Genomic DNA, 20,567 nt, shown 5'->3' on the forward strand with positions numbered 1-20,567 from the left:
ATAGAGTAAATATAATTAAAGTATAAATCAAAAATCTTATTTAAGATAATATATAGAAAAATATTAAATAAAAATGTAGTTGTAGATTATACTTCTTTTATTATTTGCATATTAGATATAAATGAAGACTAACCACTTGATATTGAAGTGTAATATTACTCTCCATAATTACTGTAATATGTCACCAATAAGTGTAGTATATATCCATAATTTTTGAAAATAGATAATCGCCAATAAAGCAACACCCAATCCCTTGTGAAATCATTGTCAAATTCGTTGTAACTACTCTACTATACTGGTTACATATAATGCTAATGAGTCAAACCTTTTAACAATTAAATAAAAGAGATTAAATGTAATTGAAATAATTCATGAAATCTTATAAAAAAATCAAATTTATTTGCTATTTGGGTACTGAATATTGCTGAGTAGTCTTCATAAATAATTTTAGTTTGGTAAACCCTTGTGGCGACTCCCCCACCGAGGCTTAATTATTATTGTTAAATTTCAACTATAAATATCATTATAAATATTGATGTAAGCTTCCCTGCAAAAATAATATTTCCCAAATTCTGCAATTAAATTTCTATTAAACAATGTGATTAGAAATTTCTTTATCTCTCTCTCAAATTCAGACCTATCATCAAAGTTTTCCACACAAACTCCTAATTTCATATTTGTGACAATATCCTCTAAATCACCTATCCCAGTCGAGACAAACACAGGAACACCACATAAAATATATTCTGAAAATTTTGTAGGTGAAGATACTTTATTTAATAATATTTTATCTCTTAATAGAACACCAAGATCAAAACATTGCACATACCTGCCTAAATCTTCATATTCTATACTCATAATAATAGAATTGGCATTCTTGCCATATAATTCATGTGCTTTCTCAATATCTTTTGTCAGTATTAATAAAACAGCATCGTTTCTAAATGATTGTACAATTTCGAATAACTCAAAAGCCTTGTCCACACGTTGCCAGGAATGCATTGAACCAGAATAGCCTATGACAAATTTATCAGATAAACCCAATTTATCTCTTACGCATTCCCGTATATTACTATCATAGGAAAAAATGTCAGACCGGCCAATGCTGGGGATAATGTAGGTTTTGTCAATATCTCCATATCTATGAAAAATATTCTTCTTTAATGCATTTGATACCATAAGACATATATCTGACTCAAGAACACACTTTTTCTGCACTCTCTCAATATGTGATATCGCATTAGATGTCATTGATGGATATAAAAATTTATATTCACTTACACTGTCAGCTCTCATATCAAATATTAATTTACATCGATAAGATATTTTTTTTACATATGTACAAAACAAAGTAGACCATATTCCTCGGGAATGAAGAATAATATTATACCCTAATAAATTCAATAAAAGGAATACAAATCCGATTGAAAGTGAATAGTATAAACTTAGCACCTTTCCTGAAATTTTCATTTGATTTAATGCTAAAAAGCAAAAATTGAAAATTTTTTTTTCTTTCATATATTTCTGTTTGTTTTTTATTAAACGATATTTTTGTGCAAAAGTCTTAATACTAATAAAATTTATAAAAATCAAATTGTGATCAATTCCTTTTAAAAAATCAAGATAAGATAGAACTTGAGAATCAATAATACCTTCCGTGATATCGCCATTATATATAAATATCTTAATGTTTTTTTTCATGATTAGTTAAATATGAATAAAACTTTGAATATTATATTTAGCATAATTTACTATTTTGTGTTTTATATAATGAACTATATATAAAAGCTAAAATAATTATATATAAATAGTTTAATGATGCAGTACCAATAGGATTGATTGTGAATAGAAAAGGTATTGCATAACAAATTGATATACTAATAATAAATATATTTTTATCCACAGATAGTTTCATATATTTATAAATGGTGATATAAATTGCGACAATTATTATACAAAAAGGAATTAAGGTAATTAAACCCATTTCAGATAAAACTTGCAGAAGGGTATTATGTGCCCACTTAGGGTGACTGTACCCATCATATGACTTATTATACTTTGTGAAATATGAATATATTTGGAAGTTATTTAAACCAATTCCCATAAAATAATGGTCTTTAATTATTGCAATCGCACAATAGTAGGCGCTAAATCTTGTAGCAATAGTATCAAATCTTGATACTCTATCTCTGAATAATTCGACATCAGAAATCATGGGATATATTTGAAATGCAATAATTACAATAAATAAAACTGTTATCAATGTTATATAGCGACTTTTTCTATAGTATAACAGCGGTATTAGCAAGGACATTATAAATACTATTATTATAGTTCTATTCATAGAACATAAAATACCACAAAAGATTAATATTAGAGCAACAAATTCAAATGAGTATAATCTCGTTTTTTTTATATGCTTTATTGCTAAAATTATTAAAATACAAAGAGATAAAAATAAACCATATTCTTCTGATGTTGGGAATGGCCCATTGGCCCTAACAAAAAAATCAGTTCCTCTTAATCCGACAACGTTAGGGAATAAATCATAATAGGTGAAATATTCAATTATTCCCATTGTTGAAATTACTATTCCAATAATCCAGAAAATAATCAACATCCTTGTTATATCATAATCCTTATTAAAAAAATGGACACTTATATAAAATAACATAAATGTCAATATATAAGCATCCAAAAAAGATTGAATCGCCCGGATCGGATCATCTGAACGTATAAAGGAAATAAAGGCTGGAATAAGGAAAAATAATATCATCAAGAATATATTTTTGTTTACTTCAAATCGTTTTTCCATAAAATTTTTTATAATTATTATGAGAAATAAAGTTAATATTACGACTCTATTAAATGTTATATCAGGTAATTGCCCTAGATTGATCTGAATATTATTTAAAATGGGAAATGAAATTAACCATATGAAAAAAAGTTTATAACTGTTAATGACAGCAATATACATAAGAGGGAATAGAAGAACAATACCAATTCCTAAATATTGATTAATTAGCATTCCTACTGTTATAATGATTGAAATAACTAATGTTATTATGAATTTACTCATGTTTTTTATTAAAAGCCATCTCTATAATATACAAATGCTAAGTTGAGCTTTATCAATAGGCACCCTCCCCTTTGATTCCCAACTTCCTTAGCACAGTTATGTTAGTTTTCATTACATAATAGGATTGTTACGACATGTCACGTTTCATAAATTCAATTCCAATAAATACGTATATTTGCCTCTTATCAGCTTTAATAGAATTCATATTACAGAATTTATTATTTTGCAACAACCAAACATTAGTATTTTGAGATGTTTATATTAAACCCTATTTTCCATTGCATATTATATTATTAAAATATACGAAAAAAATATTACTGCCGCATGCGGCCACTGCAATATCTAATTTACCATCACCATCAATATCTCCTAATCCAACAGCATGATTCCATTTTAGATACTGATCTGATTTATCAATAATATGAACTTTCCAGTTTTTGTTAAATGTTTTACCATCATTTTCAAACCATACTAATTGGTTTTTACTTTCATCAGCTACTATTATATCCAAATCTTTATCACCATCAAGATCACCTGCATCTATTTCCCTTAAATTTTCACAACTTCTATAATTATGATTATTTATTTTATATTTTCTCCATTCTCCTTTTACGTTATGAGGTAAAGGATTTCTTATTATATAGATATCCCCTTGATGATTACCAGTTATAATATCCATATTTCCATCCTTATCAATATCCTCAATTTCAAATATACTCACACCATGTCCAACAGGAAAGTTAGCAATGATTCTATCATTCCAATTATTCTGAACAGTTGGATCATTTGAATAGCTATATAGATGTAATTTCCCACCATTTTTTGAATCATCTTCTGAAGCAATTATATTTTGACGTCCATCTTTATTAAGATCAGCAACTCTTGCATTAAAACATCTTATACAATTTAAATCTATCCATGTCATTGACCATTTGTTTGAATCTTTATTATTCTTTAACCATCCCAGACTATTATCAGTTTTTGTTGAAAATACAACATCCTGGTTGTTATCTCCATCAATATCACCAACTTCAACATGATAAGTTCTATGAGAATCATTCTGATAAATAACATGCTTTTTCCATTCTGATACTTTTGTTATGTTTTCTGGAGCCTCAAACCATACAATATCATAGCTTTTATAATCTCCAGCTACTATCAGGTCTTTCCTATTGTCTTCATTCATATCTGTTATTGCAGTATAATGTGCAGCGCCTAAAAAACCTCCAACAATCTTTACCCTGAACATATTCTTAAAAAACTTAATTATTGGTTTTAATGGAATTCCACCAGATACGGATTGGTCTATAACATAGCGTGTCCAGTTTTTGGGACTACGTGGATTTTCACTATATTTGTAAATCAGAAGTGAATCTGATCTATATGAATTAGCGATGAGTTCCAGTTGACCGTCATTGTCCAGGTCATATGGAACAATATTATGAGCGCCATCAGTATAAAGAACATCAGAATCAATAATTACTCCCTCCCATTCCTCCTTTTGAAAAACTGAAGGAGGCATATTTTCACAGGGAGTATTATAACCATATTTCTCTTTTAAGTTATTGATTACTTTATAAGATTTATAGTATGCCCATATTGAATAAATGAATAATATTAAAATTGTTAATGAGATTATAATACTAATCTTTTTCTTATTCATACTTAATATATACTTCCCAATAGGTTGTATAATTAAAAATTGGAAATTGGGGAATTAATATCCATATCAATAGCTATTATGTATCGCTTCCTAATCGTAAGAAAAACTTATAAAAAATATTCTTAACATTTTCCTTTTCTTCAGGCTGAATTTCTTTAAATAAAAAAAGAAATAAGCCATAGGTTATAATTCCAAGTAGAACACTAATAATTATGTTTAAAGTATTTCTAGGTAAATATATATTACTTAGATAATAAATGCATACTCCCATTATTGCTGATATCAATGAAATTCTTACTAAAGATCTAAAAGGAAATTTCCATACAAAAATTCTACGTGATCTTATTACTATTACAAATAATAAAAAAACATAAGAAATTAGGGTAGTTAATGCAGCAGCTACATATCCAAACTTTGGTATAAATAATATATTAAGAAATAAATTAAACGCTCCTGATATCCCAATGGCAAATGTTATATAACCTGTTTTTTTATGAAACAAAAAGCCAGCATGAAAGATATTTTGAAGACCCAAAAAAAAAATTCCTAATGTTATAAAAGGAATAATCTTATACCCTTCGAGATATTCTTTTCCTACCATAATACTAAAAAGGGGTTTAGCAAGAACGATAAAACCAAACACAGCTGGAATGCAAATCATTAAATAATAACGAGTAATTTGTTCTCGAAATTCCTTGCTCTTTTCTTCTCCTTCATTTTCCCAAATACGATTCGATATAGGTGAAGAGGCTACCATAAATAACGAAATAATGAGCATTATACTTCTATTGGTAATATTATAGCTTGTGGCATATATTCCGACCTCATGAGCCCCTCGAATAAATTCTAAGACATATCTATCTGACAGGCTTAATATCCAGGCAGCCATATTCCCTAAAACTAAAGGGGAACTATACCTTGCCATTTTTTTTATTAATGATAAATCAATTTGAGCTGTAGTTGTGTAAAATTTTTTTATTGATATATTCCATTGTAATGGTAATACTATTACAATGGAAAGGATCATCCCATAGAATAAACCCTCAATATTTGTTTTAAATATAAATATAAACAATAACCCAAGGCTCAAACTCATTATACTTCGCCAGACAGAAAATCCACTAAACCAAATAATTTTTCTTTGTGCGCTTAAGATAGATAAGAAAACATTATAAATGCTACAGACAGCAAAAAAACCTGCACCTGCTAATAAAAGGAAATATAGTTGTAAAGGGATATAGGTCTTAATAAAGAGTATGAAAATAACAAAAATGACAGTTAGTGAGAATGTAGAAATAATTGCAGACCAAAAAATATTCCAAAGAAATTGATTTACTTTATTTTCTCTTTCAAAGGCAGGATAGAATCTAATAGTTGACATTGATATCCAACCCGTTACTGTAATAAATATTGATATAGTAGTTATTGCTAAACTATAATAACCATATTCTTTAGGAGGGAATAATCTTGTTATTATAGGGATGCTAATAAATCCAACAATTCCAGGAACAATTCGAGCAGGTATATATTTTATTGCGTCATTAATAAAATCTTTTATCATTATTTAACTAAATTGAAATATCCCCAAATTTAATAGGTAATTTTTGAATAATATATTTATATTTCCCACCTTTAGTTCTATGGATAGTATCAGTATATTCCAATTTTACTTCAATATTCCTAAGCTCTTTCTTTAAATTATTAATAATACTCATAGCATTATCCTGTGTAAATGATGGCGAAGGTATTATATATAAAATCGCTTTCCCTTTTGTATCTTGATAAAACTGAAATTGTTTAACATTCTTCATAATTGAAGAATATGGAATTATAATAATAGGTATTAGATCACCAGTATTTGTAACTAAATACTCATTTTCTCGTCCTTCAATCGATTGCAATAAAGGATAGTTTCTTCCACATGGACACTTCTCATTACACCAAGAAGCAATATCTCCTACTTGGTATCTTATTAGCGGCATGGCATAATTGTTAAATCCTGTGCCAACAATTTTTCCCAGAGTGCCCTCAAGTTTAATGGGTAAACCATCAGAATCAATTATTTCTGTAATTCCGTATTCAGGAAATATATGATATTGACTATTTATTTCGCATTCAGTCCCAATAATTACTCTTTCCGTCTGGCCATAAAAAGAAAAGAGTCGACATTGAAGTGCATCCTCAATCCTTTTTTTCTGCCAGGGATAGAGCATTTCTGAACCACATATAACCAATTTTATTGAAGGGAATATTGGTATCTCCTTTCTCAAAACATAATTAGCTAGAATAATTAAATTTGAAGGAATACTTTTAAAAACCTTAGGTTGGAACTCCCGTATCAAATTTACATAAATATGCAGATTATCTTCGTTCATGGAATTAGCAGATATATGCATTACTCGTTTTAACGGATCATATTCACATAACTTATTATTTAATTTTAGGTGTGTTAAATCGAGACGCTTTTCATTAAAACGATATCCAGCTATATTCCAAATTGTCCATATAAAACTTTCCTCTTTATGTATAGTCTTGCTTTTTTGCCAATAGAGAGTTAATGGACTAACAGTTGTCCCACTTGTTTTTTCTAGATATAAATCACTTTTATCCACATTAACGGCTAACAAATCATTAAAATTATCTCGAATTATCTCTTTTGTTAGAATTGGCAATTCATTGATATCTTGTTTTGATCTTATATCTTCTGGTTTTAAATATCTTTCATCAAATACTCTTCTATAATATGGTACATGTTCATAGGAGTATTTCAATAACCTTTTCAATTCTTGTATTTGATATTCTTCTAACTGTTCTCTGCTCCACCATTGAGATTTCTGAAGGAAATAATAAGTATCCCAGAATACTTTACTATATCGATATCCTATTGGAATACAGCTGTATATATATTTTAGACCCTGTTTTATTGGGTAAGGTATTTTTACATAATTCTGCATTCACCTATGTCTCTTTTAAAATTGTAGAAAAAACATTCCAAAAATTTGAATCATTTATAAATATTTTCTTCTTCCTCTTCATATCCTCTTTTAATGATTCCACTATGTATATTTTAAGGCAAAATACCTTTATATATTTGACATGCTGATAATGTTTCCTGCCAGTTAAATTAGCAGTTCTGTTAGAGGCAATATTATCGGTTGATGTAACTGAAAATGCTTTTGTAGCAATTTTATTTTTTGATAAATAGTATGTTCTATATTGTCCACATTGATATGCAAGACGTTGTCCTCGATACTGTGAAGGCACATATGCTCCAGAATAGTATGCAATCGTAGGAGGTATGTACATTTTTTTTATTCCAAGCCATGGAATGCTAATATCTGATAATTCTACCCAAAGATAACACATATTTGCGCCACTGTCTTTGTCTTTAACTAAAAATAAGATATGTCCCTTTCTTAATCTTTCTAATGCCTGCTCTTTTGTATGCCAAATATCTTTGTATTCCTCATCAATATCTTTTTCTGAAGCAATAATAAAATTCAGACTATTATTATTAGTTTGATTTGGAACAATATAATATTCACCCATGATTGTTTCTCTATAAATAAAAAAATCTGGTTTAAGCCTATAATAAATTCTTTTTGCAGTTGCACTAAATCCGTTATAATTATAATAATTTTTCATTTTTTTCACATACTCAACCAATATATCTTTATTATTTAATTTCATCCTTTTCGACTTTTGCACTTCTATACCTATTTCACATTATTTTTCTGATGTAAGTATGAAAGGAATGTGTTTTCTCTATTATTTGTAGATTGACAGCCAAATATTCAGCTTTTATCTTTAAACCATATTCAGGGGAATAGTCATATTCCTTTTTTTCAAATTTATGTTCTTTGGTTTCAATTGAAATAATTTTCTCATTATTTATTTTGGTATATATGTAATTTTTGTCATAAAACAAATCAGGTGATAAATGAAATAATAATGTTGCAGTAATAGATTTTTTAGAGAGAATACTATCTTTTATCAAACAATCACCTGATTGCTTATATAATATAATTGTCCTGTTATGTACAACATCTGAATATTTTATTTCTCCGGTAAAGATTGATCTATCACTCATCTCTTCGAATTGAATGTTATTAATCGTTACTCCATCTGCTAGATAGAATAAATCTCTTTCTAATAATTCACCTTGTTCATAACCATCAAATTTTATTGTATTGTGATATTCTGTAGAGCGAAATTTATTTCTCTCCTTAGGGAAAGGGGTATACACATAAGTACCTGGATCCACAATAACATCACGTCCATTGATTACTAATTCAAAACTTAACTTATCATTATGAGCATGTCCACCAATACCATTCTGACCATTTGCGCCACATGATATAAAACAATAATCATTATTATGCCGAATAATATACCAACCTGAATTGTGAAAGGCCTTTGTTATGAGAGGTGTATTCGTAAATGCAATGCTATCATATAATTCCTTACCTGTCATGCCAAAAACCCAGAATGCTTCCTCATCAAATTCAACAAAATCAGATAGTTTATATTCTAAATCCCTATAAAAAATCGAAGCCAAGGTTAGCAAATATTTATGCTCCAATACAGGTCTTCTGCAAAATATGAGAAACCTCCCGCTATCATTATCACCAATTTGAGGAATTGTACCATTGGGTTTTAGGCAGTACAAGGAAAATTCAAACATTTTCTTTAGTCTAACCTGATATTCAGCAGGGGATTCGATGCCTGCTCGTACAGCAAGCAGCTCTGAATAGAAATACAATTCTAACACAAGACGATGGTAAGTGGTGGATGCCTCGAAATTGCATCCATCCGGATAAACCTGTTTTTCTATCTCTTTACATAATTCACCTATTGCGAATTCTTGCCACAATTTACTTTCTTTAAAAAACGGACAATAAACAGTAATAAAAAATAATCCAACTATATCTGATAAGTAATGATTACCTGTAAATTCTGAATAATATTCCAAATGATTGCGGATAAATTTTCCATGTTCATATATACTGAGATAAAACTTATTCAGGAAATCTTTCTCGAGTATTCCTTTACTAATAAAATACTCCATCGATACTAGCCAATTTACCGCTCGTATGGCTATATCCATGGTGCATCGCCAGTTAACTCCAAAGCCAATCGGATTATGTTTTATCCAGTCTGTAATCTGATTTTTAAACTCATCCACATATTTTCTATCTTTGGTCAAGACATATGCCTGACCCAGTGTATTCAAATGTTGGAAACGCGACAACTCCCATGGAACCTTCACATCAACTCCCATTTTATGACCAAATCGAATGTTTCGGAAAAATATCTTAGGACTCCAAGAATAGTTGCTCTTAAAATCGATATGCCAGTTGATTGGTTTATAATCCTCACCTTCAAGGCTTAACTTTACAGGACCACTCCCTAAAAGATCAAATATATGTTCGCAGATCAAATCTGCTTCAGCAATTTTTGTTTTCACCCTATCTGGAAACGATTTTCGATAATTCTCAGAAACCTCATTTAGGTCGTCCCCTCCATATATCAAATACCGCTTCTGAATGGGCAGTATTTCTAACTTTGGTCTAGAATACAAAAAAAGATAATAGAAATACTCCCATCTATAAAAGATAATACGAAATATCTTCCTAGGCGCATTTATAAATAATTTATCCAGAATATTCATTTCTTTATTTCAAATATAGTATTTAACTCCTTGCTGTTTTCCTTTCCAATATTTATTTATTACCATTACGCCATTTGACATGAACAAAATAACGTCTGGCACCACTAAAATTTTAATGCTTAATATTGTTTTTTTTCTTATTATTTTGCTTCATCCTATGCTCTAATAAATCACTGTCAAATGGTATTTCAGTAAACTTATTTTCCATTTCTTTGATAATATCTTAATATTCTTTTACTAAGAATTTACTCATTTTAATACGTATGATATATTTATCAACTACTTGAAGTGAAAGATTGCTATTCGGAAAGCCGAATATCGATCCACAAACCGTTTCTGACAAATAATTCTTTTGTGGGTGAGCGACCTTCTCATATCATGCACAGTTCCTCGGCGTGGAATTATTTTGCCCGTCTCTTTTCATAACACAGTAGCGATTTGGAGACATTTGGCAAAGACATCTTTAATATTGCTTTAACGTCTACTTCTGCCTGCACACACTTCTGTTCTTTTGCTTCATTAAAAAGCCTCCACATAACCTTCTTCCTTAAAATCACTGAGCTTGATCCCTTTTTTAAAATCTGCGATGTCATCATCTGATACAATTGTCAATGCTACTGAAACCATTTTTGTATCCGATATCTTTTTACCACAAAAGGGCTTTCCGTCTTGACTTACTCCATACCTGAGCATCTGACCGATCTTTAAATAAACCTTTGCAGAATAATGCTCCTCTACAAGTTTTTCAACATCCTCGCAGAACCTTTCTAACGCCAAATTACCAAGCGCAAAACCATATTCATATTTTACAAACTGAAACAAATCGGAGGCGCCAGATGACGCATTTTAATCAAAATGTTTACGTCATTTGAAGTAATTTATATTTATAAATAAAAACAGTATAACGACTGGACGGTCAACTATTATTGTATTATATTGTAAATATATATTGCAATTTGTATGTGAATTGATAATATTAGCGCAATATCAACATGCCCAACAATCGTATTAAATCAATCTTCAATATGGGGATAGTTTGACCAGGCAATAAAAAATAATTATATTTAGAATAGTTGAAGATCTAATTAGTAAATATTGCAATTTAGGTTAAATTTAACTGAAACCTTCACAAGTAACAATAGCATGAAGGATTACATCCATTCTTAATTATGTCAAAATTGAGCAGAATCTTTAATTTTATAAATGAATAAAATGACAAATAGGGATGATAAAAAATGCTAAACCTTTTATGGCATCTATCGATTGCTGTAATGAAGGTCCATATCAACCAATGGTTCCCTCGTAAATGGCAGTTAAAAAAAGCTGAGAAAAGAGTGATTCAATCAATTCATTGTGCTTATGAGATGGTGCCATATTATCGCAAGAAATATGATGAAGCGGGTGTAGATATAAATTCTATATCCTCTTTGGAAGACCTTAAAAGAATTCCCTTTATCACAAAGGAGGAGATTCTTGAGCAATATCCGGAAGGTATTGTTGCAATGGGGGTTGACTTAAAGAGGTGTCACTATTCTGCGACTACAGGGTCTACTGGAAGGTCATTGCCTTTCATTTTCAACACAAGCACCTATGCCTTTTACCTTGCAACCAGCCTGCGAGTATATACCATGATAGGATACAGACCCTGGCACAAGATTGCCTATATAAAATACACTGCTGTTGAAAGAATGAATTTTGGGCCATTCTTCAGGGCAGTACATATCCCATCCATATTACCTGTAAAGGATCAAATCAGGAGAATAAGAAAGGAGAGGCCAGACCTACTAGAAGGATATGCCTCAATTATTCTGGAGATCGCTCGAACAGCTACACATGAAGAACTGAAAGATATTCGTCCAAAATTTATATCAGTCAATTCAGAGATGTCCACACAGGAAGAACGTGATTTCATCTCACAAATATTTGGTTGTCCCGTTTATGATGAATATTCTACTGAAGAAACATGGATGATTGCATCTCAATGTCACAAAAAGAATTACCACATCTTTACTGATAATGTATGGGTAGAATTTTTAAATAGTAATGGGGACCAAGTAGCCCCAGGAGAGGCAGGCGAGATGGTTCTTACTACCTTGCAGAGTCCTGCAATGCCATTTATAAGATACAGGATTGGCGACATCGGACGCTCTAATATTGATGCATGTTCTTGTAGTATAGGATTCCCATTATTAAAAACCTTTGAGGGGCGAGCCGATGATTCATTCATATTGCCTAGCGGCAAGTCCATTACTGCACTCAAGCTCTTGAATGCATTTACTATGCACATTAATAAACACCTTCATTTAATAGAAGAGTTCAAGCTTATTCAACGAAAGAGGGATCATATTGTTATACAGCTTGTTATAGGCAAGGAATTTAATGAGGATAGGTTTCAGGAAATCGTGAATAAACTGCATGAAATCTTGGGCGAATCCGTTACTATTACTATTGAAATGGTTAATAGCATACCCACAAATGGAAGCATAAAGCGTAAAGCGATAGAGTCGCACGTGAACGACCGAACATCGCTAACTCAACGACAGGCGAGTGGAGAAGTCAAATATATCTCTACTCCTAAGTAGGGTGTATGCTATTTGTAAACTTGAGTATTGATCCCCAATTGAATCTTCTTTCAATTATAGGGATTGAGGATTCAAATATAAAACAATAATTATGGAGGAGTAAAATGAAAAATAGAGACTTAATATTTGCTGTAAAAATGATTGGAATGCTAATCCTTGGCACAGTGTTATCTCTCTTTGTTCATACTCACTCATGGGCCTGCGATATTGCAGTTGTTTCGGCTGCAGCGTCATCCAATGGGAGACCCCTTATATGGAAGAGCAGGGACAATTCTGCTTCACATGAGCAAGAAATTCAATATTTTGAGGCTGTAAATCCGGATGTTGGCGGCTACATTATGGTCTATGATCATGATGAGTGGGCAAATATTAATAATGGCACACCTATCAACCCTTCTGGCGGAGTAAATGAAGCGGGTTTTGCGATCACCTGCACATCTGTTTACGAAGATTTTTTGCCACACCATGAGTGGACAAATGTCAATACTGATTTGAATAGGCTAGCCTTGCAGGAATGTGTCAGCTTAGACGATTTTGAGGAATTGTTATCTCGATGGCACGAAACCCATCCCAATAAGGTCATCAGTGGCAACTTTGCGGTTATTGATGCCCATGGCGGAGCAGCATTGTATGAATGCTATACTGGATTATTCCCATTTTTTGATAATCACATCCGTTACAGAAAATATGATGCTAATTCGGCTAAGGATGATGATGGTAATTTTATTGGATTTGTTAATCGTACCAATTCAAATTCCTACATACCCTTTAATTATGGCGAAGAACGGAGATGGCGCGCCTATGATTTGATGAAGGATATGGTTGAGGGCGATAGATTGAACTATCGCAATGTTATGCTGGAAGTAGCCAAAGATGTCATCACAAGCAAGGGTGATGATTATGATCCTGGCCCTGAAGAGGACTATAGCACTACTTACTGTATCAGTCGCGCACAAACACGACTCGCTTTTGTAGTGGATGGCGTAACATCAGATGATGATCCACGACTTGTCACATTTTGGTGTAATCTAGGCGAGCCTTCAATTGGAGTCTATGTTCCGCTCTTCCCATATGCCAAGGATGTTTCATTTTATGTTTGGGCAGATGATTTTGATGACAACGAAGATCCCTTTGATATTGATGACTCTTGTCTCCTGAATAGAGCAATATCAGATCGGGAAATCTATGATCAGCTTATCTATGATAGCAACACAGGCGACTATTATAACGGCATGGATGATTTCAGGATAAATAAAATCGAATTAGCCGTTGTTCAGGAATGGACATTTCCTCTTGATGATTTTATTGTTGATAAAACCGAAGAATTTATGAATAATTTGAGAGATATTGAAAGTCGGATTACAGAGAATAACCTATTGGATTTCTCAGATTTTTGTGCTGAATATGCCTATGAAAACTACACTCATGCATCATCGGACTACTATGCATGGTCTTATAGTATGCCCTGGGATGATGTTCCTCCTACAATTTCCTCAACCAATCCAGATAGTGATGCTGAAGATGTGGCGGTTGACTTGGCTATTACTGTCATATTTAGTGAATCAATTAATCCTTCTACGATTGATAATTCAACGTTCTCCCTCAATGATGATTCAACCTCCATTGAAGGAGTGATAACCTTTATGGATTCAAAGAAAAAAATGATTTTCAAACCCAATTCAACTTTAGAGTATGACACAACCTATAGTGCAATAATAACTACTAAGGCTGAAGATTTGGCTGGAAACCCGCTTCAGGAAGATTATAGCTGGATATTTACAACAGTAAATGAATCAACATCACATGATGATTCGGGAGATGAAGAAATCTCACTAGGTAATGATTCCGATAATGATGACAACGGACAGGGTGATGATACAATCTCTCCATTATGGTTTCTGCCTTCTGATTCATCTTCAGATGGTTGCGGATCGCCAGCATTTGCATCCGTACATTATAGCAGCAACTCTACAGTATTTCCTGGTATAGTAACCAATATTTGGCTTATTCTCTTTCCTTATTCAATGATTCTATTTCATAGGATAATCAAAAGGAGGAGAAAGAGAGAGTAATTCCTTTTGGTAATATTATTTGAATAAATTGAAATTCTTGCTGAGATAAGACCTGTAATCAGCTATAAGAACACGCCTTGATCCCCTTTTGGCAGGGAGCAAGGCGTGTTTCTTCGCCAGCATTGAATAATATACAATCTCAGCATTTGGGAGTAATAAGAAAATATTCTACTACAGAAATAATAATTCCAGATAGAGATAAAAATGCAATGATAAAAAAATTAAACCATTTCGTACGTTTCAACCTGAATCAGAGACTCAACGCGGATAGAATAAATAAGTTACAGAATTATAAACTACAAAAAGTGATTCGCCATGCTTATGATTCAACTCAATTTTATCGTAAATGGATGGATGATGCTAAGGTAATGCCAGATGAGATAAGATGCATAGATGATTTACATAGGATTCCACCGATCTCCAAATCACAGATTCAGCAAAATGATACTTCCTTTATTTCAAATCTATATCATGCTGATAACTGTTTAACAAGAACCACATCTGGTTCATCCGGTAAGATGTTACGGGTGCTCTGGGATCAGGATTCATTTTGGTCTAGAGTAGCGCTATTCTACAGAACCTTTTCCATGATTGGATACAATCCATTTAAGAAGGTGGTTTACTTCTTGCCTGTTGCAGAGGATACTGGATTCACATTTGGGTTGTTCAGACAGATGGGTTTATCTCTAAGCAGACCAATGGATGAGGTAAGAGAATTGTTAATAAAATTAAAGCCTCATATCCTGTCCATATATCCATCCTATGCCATTGATCTTGGGAGACACATCTCTGATAGGGATATTGACTTGATGGGGATCGAGGCAATTTCTCTCAATTCTGAAATGATATTAGATCACGACGCAGCCCTAATCGAAAAGAAATATAAATGTCCGGTTTATCAAGAATACTCTTCCGTTGAAATAGGGATGATTGCCAGCATGTGTAAAGAAAAGGGGATGCACCTCTTTAATGATAATGTGGTAGTGGAAATACTTGATAGCAAAGGTGATCCAGCGGCACCCGGAGAGGTTGGGGAGGTAATCGTGACAGCTTTGAACTCCTTTGCAATGCCATTCATCCGTTACCGCTTAGGCGATTATACTCGTATGCTCGGAAAGCAATGTTCCTGTGGAAGTCCCTTCCCATTAATTGGTCATATTGAAGGGCGCAAGGATGATTCATTCAGGCTGAGTGATGGTCATCAAATTCCTGCCTGGAAGATTTATGAAATAGTAGAGCGACCACTGGAAAATTATGGTATGGATAAGTTAGTGCTCTGTGATTTTTATCTTGTACAAAAGGAATATGATTATGCTGAATTCTACTATGTAAAAGGGCCCGATTTTGATCAGAATTACTTAACCGAACTTCAGCAAAAAGGTCATGCAATATTTGGCCGGGGGTTTACATTGCGCATCACTGAGTTACCTACGATAGATCGAATAAAGACGACAAAGAGAAAGTATATTCATTGTGACTTGCCTAATGCGAGTTGAATCCTGAATATGGAATCGTCAGATCAAATACATTCTTCATAGAGAACTTTTTCTGTAGATTAAGAAATGGATGAGATTAGTTTACTGTCATAAAGGATTTCAGATCTTTGACTAATATTCTGGCCATTGGCATGCACTACTCCTCATCATTACTTGTTTAAACTGATTCCTATGAAAAAATATAGCGGATTTCATATTATTCATAGTCTCATCTTCGCACTTCTGTTGATCATCGGGTGTGCCTCTGATACTATTGACGATTCACCTGTGATGGATAATACAGGTCCAATTATTGAATCCGTAGATGATTCTGAAGAAGATGCTGACTCAACAGATGATACAAATCCAAATGTTGGCACTGATACAGATGATATTCAAGATATTGCTGAGCAAATATCAATGATCTTTGTAGGTGATATAATGTTAGATCGAAAAGTGAAAACCATGGTAGAGAGAGGGCGATGGTGATTATAGATTTTCCTTTTTAAGGATTGTGGATTATATACGCATGGCAGATATTTCCTTTGGCAACCTGGAAAGCATAATCTCTGACAAGGGAAGTAAAAATTACTTAAAGGGCGCTCCATGGTTCAGAGGACACCCTGATGCTATAGAAGGTTTGACATTTGCCGGTTTTGGTGTTCTCTCAGTTGCCAATAATCATGTTTATGATTATAATACCTATTATCCATTTTATGGATATGATTTAACTGCAATGGAGGATAGTTTTGAAAGATTGCATGATGCCGGGATATTCTATATTGGCGGAGGCTTTTCAGAAACGAAAGCGCATTCACCTGTTATATTTGATTTGAAGGGAACAAGCGTTGCTTATTTAGGGTATACCTGTATTGGTTCAAATCAATGGAGAGCTAAAGAGAATAAATCCGGAATCGCTTGGTTGGATAGTGATAGTCTAACAGAAGATATTCCAAAAGCCAAAAAACAGGCTGATTTAGTGATAGTTTCAATGCACTTTGGCACAGAGTATGCGCCTGTCCAAAATGATGAACAGGAAGAGCTAGCTCACCTTGCAATTGATAAAGGCGCTGCGATGGTGATAGGTCATCATCCTCATGTAACTCAACCTGTAGTAAAGTATAAAAATGGCTATATAGCATTCTCCCTTGGAAATTTTGTTTTTGACCAGAGCGAGGAGAATAATGAAGGAGTTACAAGGGGGATGTTATTAGAGGTTGTAGTGAAGGATGTTGAAATAATCGATGTAATTGAAAGGTATGTTAGAATAAATGAATATTATCAGCCAGTGCTGGAATAGAGAATTGAATCAAGAGGATATGATAATTTTAATATTCTACTAATGACAAGTCAAATTTAGGAATCATGGAAAGGGATAGATTAGAAAAGAGGTTGTGCTGTCTCATGTCCTTAAAACACTTTGTTTTGACCGGATATGCAAGAAATGGTTTATATCTATTGATAAAGGCCTTGGGATGGGATCACAATACTGAAATTATTACTCCTGCCTTTACATGTTCAATAATCCCCAAAACGATTGAGAAAGCAGGCGTTAGACCTATCCCTATTGATTCTGAGGAGGCAGGTCTGAATATTGATCCACAAAAGCTTGAGAAAGCAATCACAATGAACACTAAGGCTATTTATGTTATACACACCTATGGCACAGCAGCAAGAATAGATGAAATTTGTGCCATTGCTAATGAGCATAATTTAATTGTGATAGAGGATCTGGCTCATTCACTTTTTTCCTATTATAAGGGAAAACAATTGGGAACCTATGGAGATTTTGCATTATTAAGTTTCACAAAGAAGATTATCAATTTTGAAGGCGGTGCAATCGGGACAAACAATACTACTATATATGAGAATATGCTATCTATACAAAATAGTTATACAAAATATCGATTTTTTACTTTTAATGATATAGTAAACAATATCACAAGAATAATAGGTTCAATATGGGAATCTAAATTTTACTCTATAGCGCTAGTTTTAATGAAAATGATGGATATATCCGATAAAGTCTTTTACAATGGGCAATATGGATTGGATGTTGATTCAAGGAAATTCTTTATGCATGAAATAGCAAAAAGAATAACACTTATGCAACTTGATTCTCTATTCATTAGGAACAAAGATAGAAAAAAGAATAGCGACTATGTAGACTTTATTAGGAAGTTTTCGAAAGTGATGAAATTCCCTGACTTGAATCAGAACTCGAATGACACACTACCATTATATAATGTTGGAATTATAAAAAAAAATCCTTTGAATTCTTTTTTTTCTTTCAGAACCTGGTTCAATAATTATGAATTTGGGAGATACCCAAGAGCCGATTATTTATACTCAAACTTGAGAATATTTGCTAATATGTTCTATTATATCAAAAGAGGTTAACACCTTAAGAAATATTTTATGATACTATCTTAATAAATTTTTTTCAATCTTTCCTGACGGTTTCTTGGGAAGAGAATCCACAATATTCCAATGTTTGGGGTGCTTATGAATAGCTAACTTCTTATTAATGAATGCCTTCAGCGAATCCAGTTCAAATCTATCGCTATCCATGGGGACAATAAAGGCTTCTGGTACTTCATAGAGGAATTCATCAGGTCTACTCATAACAGCCACTTCATGCACTATTTGTGATTCAATTATCACTTCCTCTATTTCCTTTATGGAGATCCTTTCTCCGCCAACCTTTAGCATATCCTTTTTCCTTCCAGTAAGGAATATAAAACCTTCATCATCCATATAGCCAAGATCTCCAGTCACTAGTCCCCAGGATTTAAGGGCCTTATCAGTCTCCTCCTTATCCTTCCAATATCCCAGCATAATATTATCACCAGTTGCGCATATGTTCCCAACCTTGCCAGTAGAGAGCATCTTCCCATCTTTATCTCTAATGGTAACCTCAACATCTGGAATTGCAATACCAATTGATCCAAGTTTATCATTTAACCTCTCAGGTGGGAGGTAGGTGAGTCTTGCTGAGGCCTCTGTAGCGCCATACATTACAAACAGGGATGCCTTGCCAATGCTATCCTTTACACGTTTAGCGAGAGCAGGAGCCATTGCTCCACCTGCCTGGGTAACATAACGAAGTGAGGGGATCTCCTTCTTTGGAAATATTGACCTGTTCATTAGTATGGCAAAGGTAGATGGGACTCCAGCAAAGCCAGTTACTTCCGTCTTTATCATCTCTTCGACTACTGAATTGGGGAATGCGAAACGATTATTAATTACTATAGAACCTCCAGCTTGGAAGTGGGTATTGAGTAGCGTCTTACCATACACATAATAGAAAGGAAGCACTACCATCATCCTATCTGACTCACCTATGTTAAGATAAGAGACGATTGATGTTGTATTAGCGTATAGATTCCTATGCGATAGCATTACACCTTTAGGCTTGCCTGTGCTCCCAGATGTGTAGACTATAGCAGCGAGATCGTTGTCACCTATCGTTACATTAGGATTTGAATCAGGCATATCAAGGATACTCTTCCATTGAATAAACAGACCAGTGGGATTAGCGAATTCTATATCTGGGCCTATCACTACTGGAATATCTATTCCCTTCAGCCTTCGAGCGCTTGCCTTAGATAGTACACAGAAACGAGCGCCTGAGTCCAAAATAAAATAAGAGACCTCATCAATAGTTGATTTATCAGAGACTTCGATGCTAACACCACCCGCCTTTAGGATAGCGTAATAACTGATTACCGATTCAAGAGAATTCTCCATTACTATTAAAACAGGTTCTCCCTTTTCTAATCCCTTTTCAATCAATAGGTTCGCAAACCTATTTGTCATGATGTCAAGTTCTCTATAACTCGTAGCGTTGTTCCCTTGCAATAGAGCTTCCTTGTAGGGATATTTTTCTGAGGACTCTTCAAGAAAATGATGGACTAGATACGCCATTATTCGATTTCCTCCATAATAAAAAACGGTCATGCTGACCATATCATCTTTTTATCCGCTAACATTCATCTTACCTATAATAAAATAAATTAATTCAT

The 20,567-nt window shown here is 33.0% G+C and carries 15 protein-coding genes and 1 pseudogene; 6 read left to right on the forward strand and 10 right to left on the reverse strand.

From position 1 onward, the window contains the following. Positions 1–507: 507 nt before the first annotated feature. From SVZ03_02460 to SVZ03_02500, 9 genes are all read right to left on the reverse strand, one after another. On the reverse strand, positions 508–1,296 hold the full coding sequence (locus tag SVZ03_02460) for a hypothetical protein (GenBank protein ID MDY6933071.1): 789 nt from the start codon (positions 1,294–1,296) through the stop codon (positions 508–510). A 442-nt stretch (positions 1,297–1,738) separates the two neighbouring features. Beyond that, complete coding sequence (locus SVZ03_02465) at positions 1,739–2,815, reverse strand: O-antigen ligase family protein (GenBank protein ID MDY6933072.1); 1,077 nt, start codon at positions 2,813–2,815, stop codon at positions 1,739–1,741. Between the two features lie 532 nt (positions 2,816–3,347). After that, positions 3,348–4,742 (reverse strand): VCBS repeat-containing protein, encoded by a 1,395-nt coding sequence (locus SVZ03_02470; GenBank protein MDY6933073.1) that lies wholly within the window; start codon positions 4,740–4,742, stop codon positions 3,348–3,350. A 76-nt stretch (positions 4,743–4,818) separates the two neighbouring features. Next, positions 4,819–6,303, reverse strand: coding sequence for a polysaccharide biosynthesis C-terminal domain-containing protein (locus SVZ03_02475; GenBank protein ID MDY6933074.1), 1,485 nt, complete (start codon positions 6,301–6,303; stop codon positions 4,819–4,821). A 7-nt stretch (positions 6,304–6,310) separates the two neighbouring features. Then, on the reverse strand, positions 6,311–7,696 hold the full coding sequence (locus SVZ03_02480; GenBank protein ID MDY6933075.1) for a phenylacetate--CoA ligase family protein: 1,386 nt from the start codon (positions 7,694–7,696) through the stop codon (positions 6,311–6,313). Between the two features lie 4 nt (positions 7,697–7,700). Next, on the reverse strand, positions 7,701–8,432 hold the full coding sequence (locus tag SVZ03_02485; GenBank protein MDY6933076.1) for a hypothetical protein: 732 nt from the start codon (positions 8,430–8,432) through the stop codon (positions 7,701–7,703). Between the two features lie 31 nt (positions 8,433–8,463). After that, positions 8,464–10,413, reverse strand: a complete 1,950-nt coding sequence (locus SVZ03_02490) for an alginate lyase family protein (protein ID MDY6933077.1) — start codon at positions 10,411–10,413, stop codon at positions 8,464–8,466. A 401-nt stretch (positions 10,414–10,814) separates the two neighbouring features. Next, the gene (locus tag SVZ03_02495; protein MDY6933078.1) at positions 10,815–10,949 is read right to left on the reverse strand and encodes a hypothetical protein; all 135 of its coding nucleotides are present in this window, start codon (positions 10,947–10,949) and stop codon (positions 10,815–10,817) included. Continuing rightward, complete coding sequence (locus SVZ03_02500) at positions 10,933–11,235, reverse strand: DUF1670 domain-containing protein (protein ID MDY6933079.1); 303 nt, start codon at positions 11,233–11,235, stop codon at positions 10,933–10,935. Before SVZ03_02500 ends, SVZ03_02495 begins: the two co-directional genes overlap by 17 nt. A gap of 413 nt (positions 11,236–11,648) precedes the next feature. Here SVZ03_02500 and SVZ03_02505 point away from each other — a divergent pair, with 413 nt between their 5' ends. The 6 genes and pseudogenes from SVZ03_02505 (at position 11,649) to SVZ03_02530 (ending at position 18,942) form a co-directional block, all read left to right on the forward strand. Continuing rightward, the gene (locus SVZ03_02505; GenBank protein MDY6933080.1) at positions 11,649–12,995 is read left to right on the forward strand and encodes a hypothetical protein; all 1,347 of its coding nucleotides are present in this window, start codon (positions 11,649–11,651) and stop codon (positions 12,993–12,995) included. Positions 12,996–13,099: 104 nt separating this feature from the next. Continuing rightward, on the forward strand, positions 13,100–15,067 hold the full coding sequence (locus SVZ03_02510; protein ID MDY6933081.1) for an Ig-like domain-containing protein: 1,968 nt from the start codon (positions 13,100–13,102) through the stop codon (positions 15,065–15,067). Positions 15,068–15,276: 209 nt separating this feature from the next. Further along, on the forward strand, positions 15,277–16,563 hold the full coding sequence (locus SVZ03_02515) for a hypothetical protein (protein ID MDY6933082.1): 1,287 nt from the start codon (positions 15,277–15,279) through the stop codon (positions 16,561–16,563). A 171-nt stretch (positions 16,564–16,734) separates the two neighbouring features. Next, the gene (locus SVZ03_02520; GenBank protein ID MDY6933083.1) at positions 16,735–17,031 is read left to right on the forward strand and encodes a hypothetical protein; all 297 of its coding nucleotides are present in this window, start codon (positions 16,735–16,737) and stop codon (positions 17,029–17,031) included. A gap of 10 nt (positions 17,032–17,041) precedes the next feature. Beyond that, positions 17,042–17,842: pseudogene (locus SVZ03_02525) on the forward strand (CapA family protein). A gap of 65 nt (positions 17,843–17,907) precedes the next feature. Beyond that, complete coding sequence (locus SVZ03_02530) at positions 17,908–18,942, forward strand: aminotransferase class I/II-fold pyridoxal phosphate-dependent enzyme (GenBank protein ID MDY6933084.1); 1,035 nt, start codon at positions 17,908–17,910, stop codon at positions 18,940–18,942. A 24-nt stretch (positions 18,943–18,966) separates the two neighbouring features. Here the strand turns inward: SVZ03_02530 and SVZ03_02535 are convergent, their stop codons facing one another. Beyond that, the gene (locus SVZ03_02535) at positions 18,967–20,469 is read right to left on the reverse strand and encodes a class I adenylate-forming enzyme family protein (protein MDY6933085.1); all 1,503 of its coding nucleotides are present in this window, start codon (positions 20,467–20,469) and stop codon (positions 18,967–18,969) included. Between the last annotated feature and the right edge of the window lie 98 nt (positions 20,470–20,567).

This window comes from Spirochaetota bacterium (assembly GCA_034190085.1).
Lineage (GTDB): Bacteria > Spirochaetota > UBA4802 > UBA4802 > JAFGDQ01 > JAXHTS01.

What these genes read in the sequence shown, in the direction of transcription:
- SVZ03_02515 (MDY6933082.1), top strand. Translation starts at nt 15,277, where the DNA reads ATGATAAAAAAATTAAACCATTTCGTACGTTTCAACCTGAATCAGAGA.
- SVZ03_02490 (MDY6933077.1), bottom strand. Translation starts at nt 10,413, where the DNA reads ATGAATATTCTGGATAAATTATTTATAAATGCGCCTAGGAAGATATTT.
- SVZ03_02535 (MDY6933085.1), bottom strand. Translation starts at nt 20,469, where the DNA reads ATGGCGTATCTAGTCCATCATTTTCTTGAAGAGTCCTCAGAAAAATAT.
- SVZ03_02520 (MDY6933083.1), top strand. Translation starts at nt 16,735, where the DNA reads ATGAAAAAATATAGCGGATTTCATATTATTCATAGTCTCATCTTCGCA.
- SVZ03_02465 (MDY6933072.1), bottom strand. Translation starts at nt 2,815, where the DNA reads ATGGAAAAACGATTTGAAGTAAACAAAAATATATTCTTGATGATATTA.
- SVZ03_02505 (MDY6933080.1), top strand. Translation starts at nt 11,649, where the DNA reads ATGCTAAACCTTTTATGGCATCTATCGATTGCTGTAATGAAGGTCCAT.
- SVZ03_02530 (MDY6933084.1), top strand. Translation starts at nt 17,908, where the DNA reads ATGGAAAGGGATAGATTAGAAAAGAGGTTGTGCTGTCTCATGTCCTTA.
- SVZ03_02470 (MDY6933073.1), bottom strand. Translation starts at nt 4,742, where the DNA reads ATGAATAAGAAAAAGATTAGTATTATAATCTCATTAACAATTTTAATA.
- SVZ03_02510 (MDY6933081.1), top strand. Translation starts at nt 13,100, where the DNA reads ATGAAAAATAGAGACTTAATATTTGCTGTAAAAATGATTGGAATGCTA.
- SVZ03_02485 (MDY6933076.1), bottom strand. Translation starts at nt 8,432, where the DNA reads ATGAAATTAAATAATAAAGATATATTGGTTGAGTATGTGAAAAAAATG.
- SVZ03_02480 (MDY6933075.1), bottom strand. Translation starts at nt 7,696, where the DNA reads ATGCAGAATTATGTAAAAATACCTTACCCAATAAAACAGGGTCTAAAA.
- SVZ03_02475 (MDY6933074.1), bottom strand. Translation starts at nt 6,303, where the DNA reads ATGATAAAAGATTTTATTAATGACGCAATAAAATATATACCTGCTCGA.
- SVZ03_02495 (MDY6933078.1), bottom strand. Translation starts at nt 10,949, where the DNA reads ATGTGGAGGCTTTTTAATGAAGCAAAAGAACAGAAGTGTGTGCAGGCA.
- SVZ03_02460 (MDY6933071.1), bottom strand. Translation starts at nt 1,296, where the DNA reads ATGAGAGCTGACAGTGTAAGTGAATATAAATTTTTATATCCATCAATG.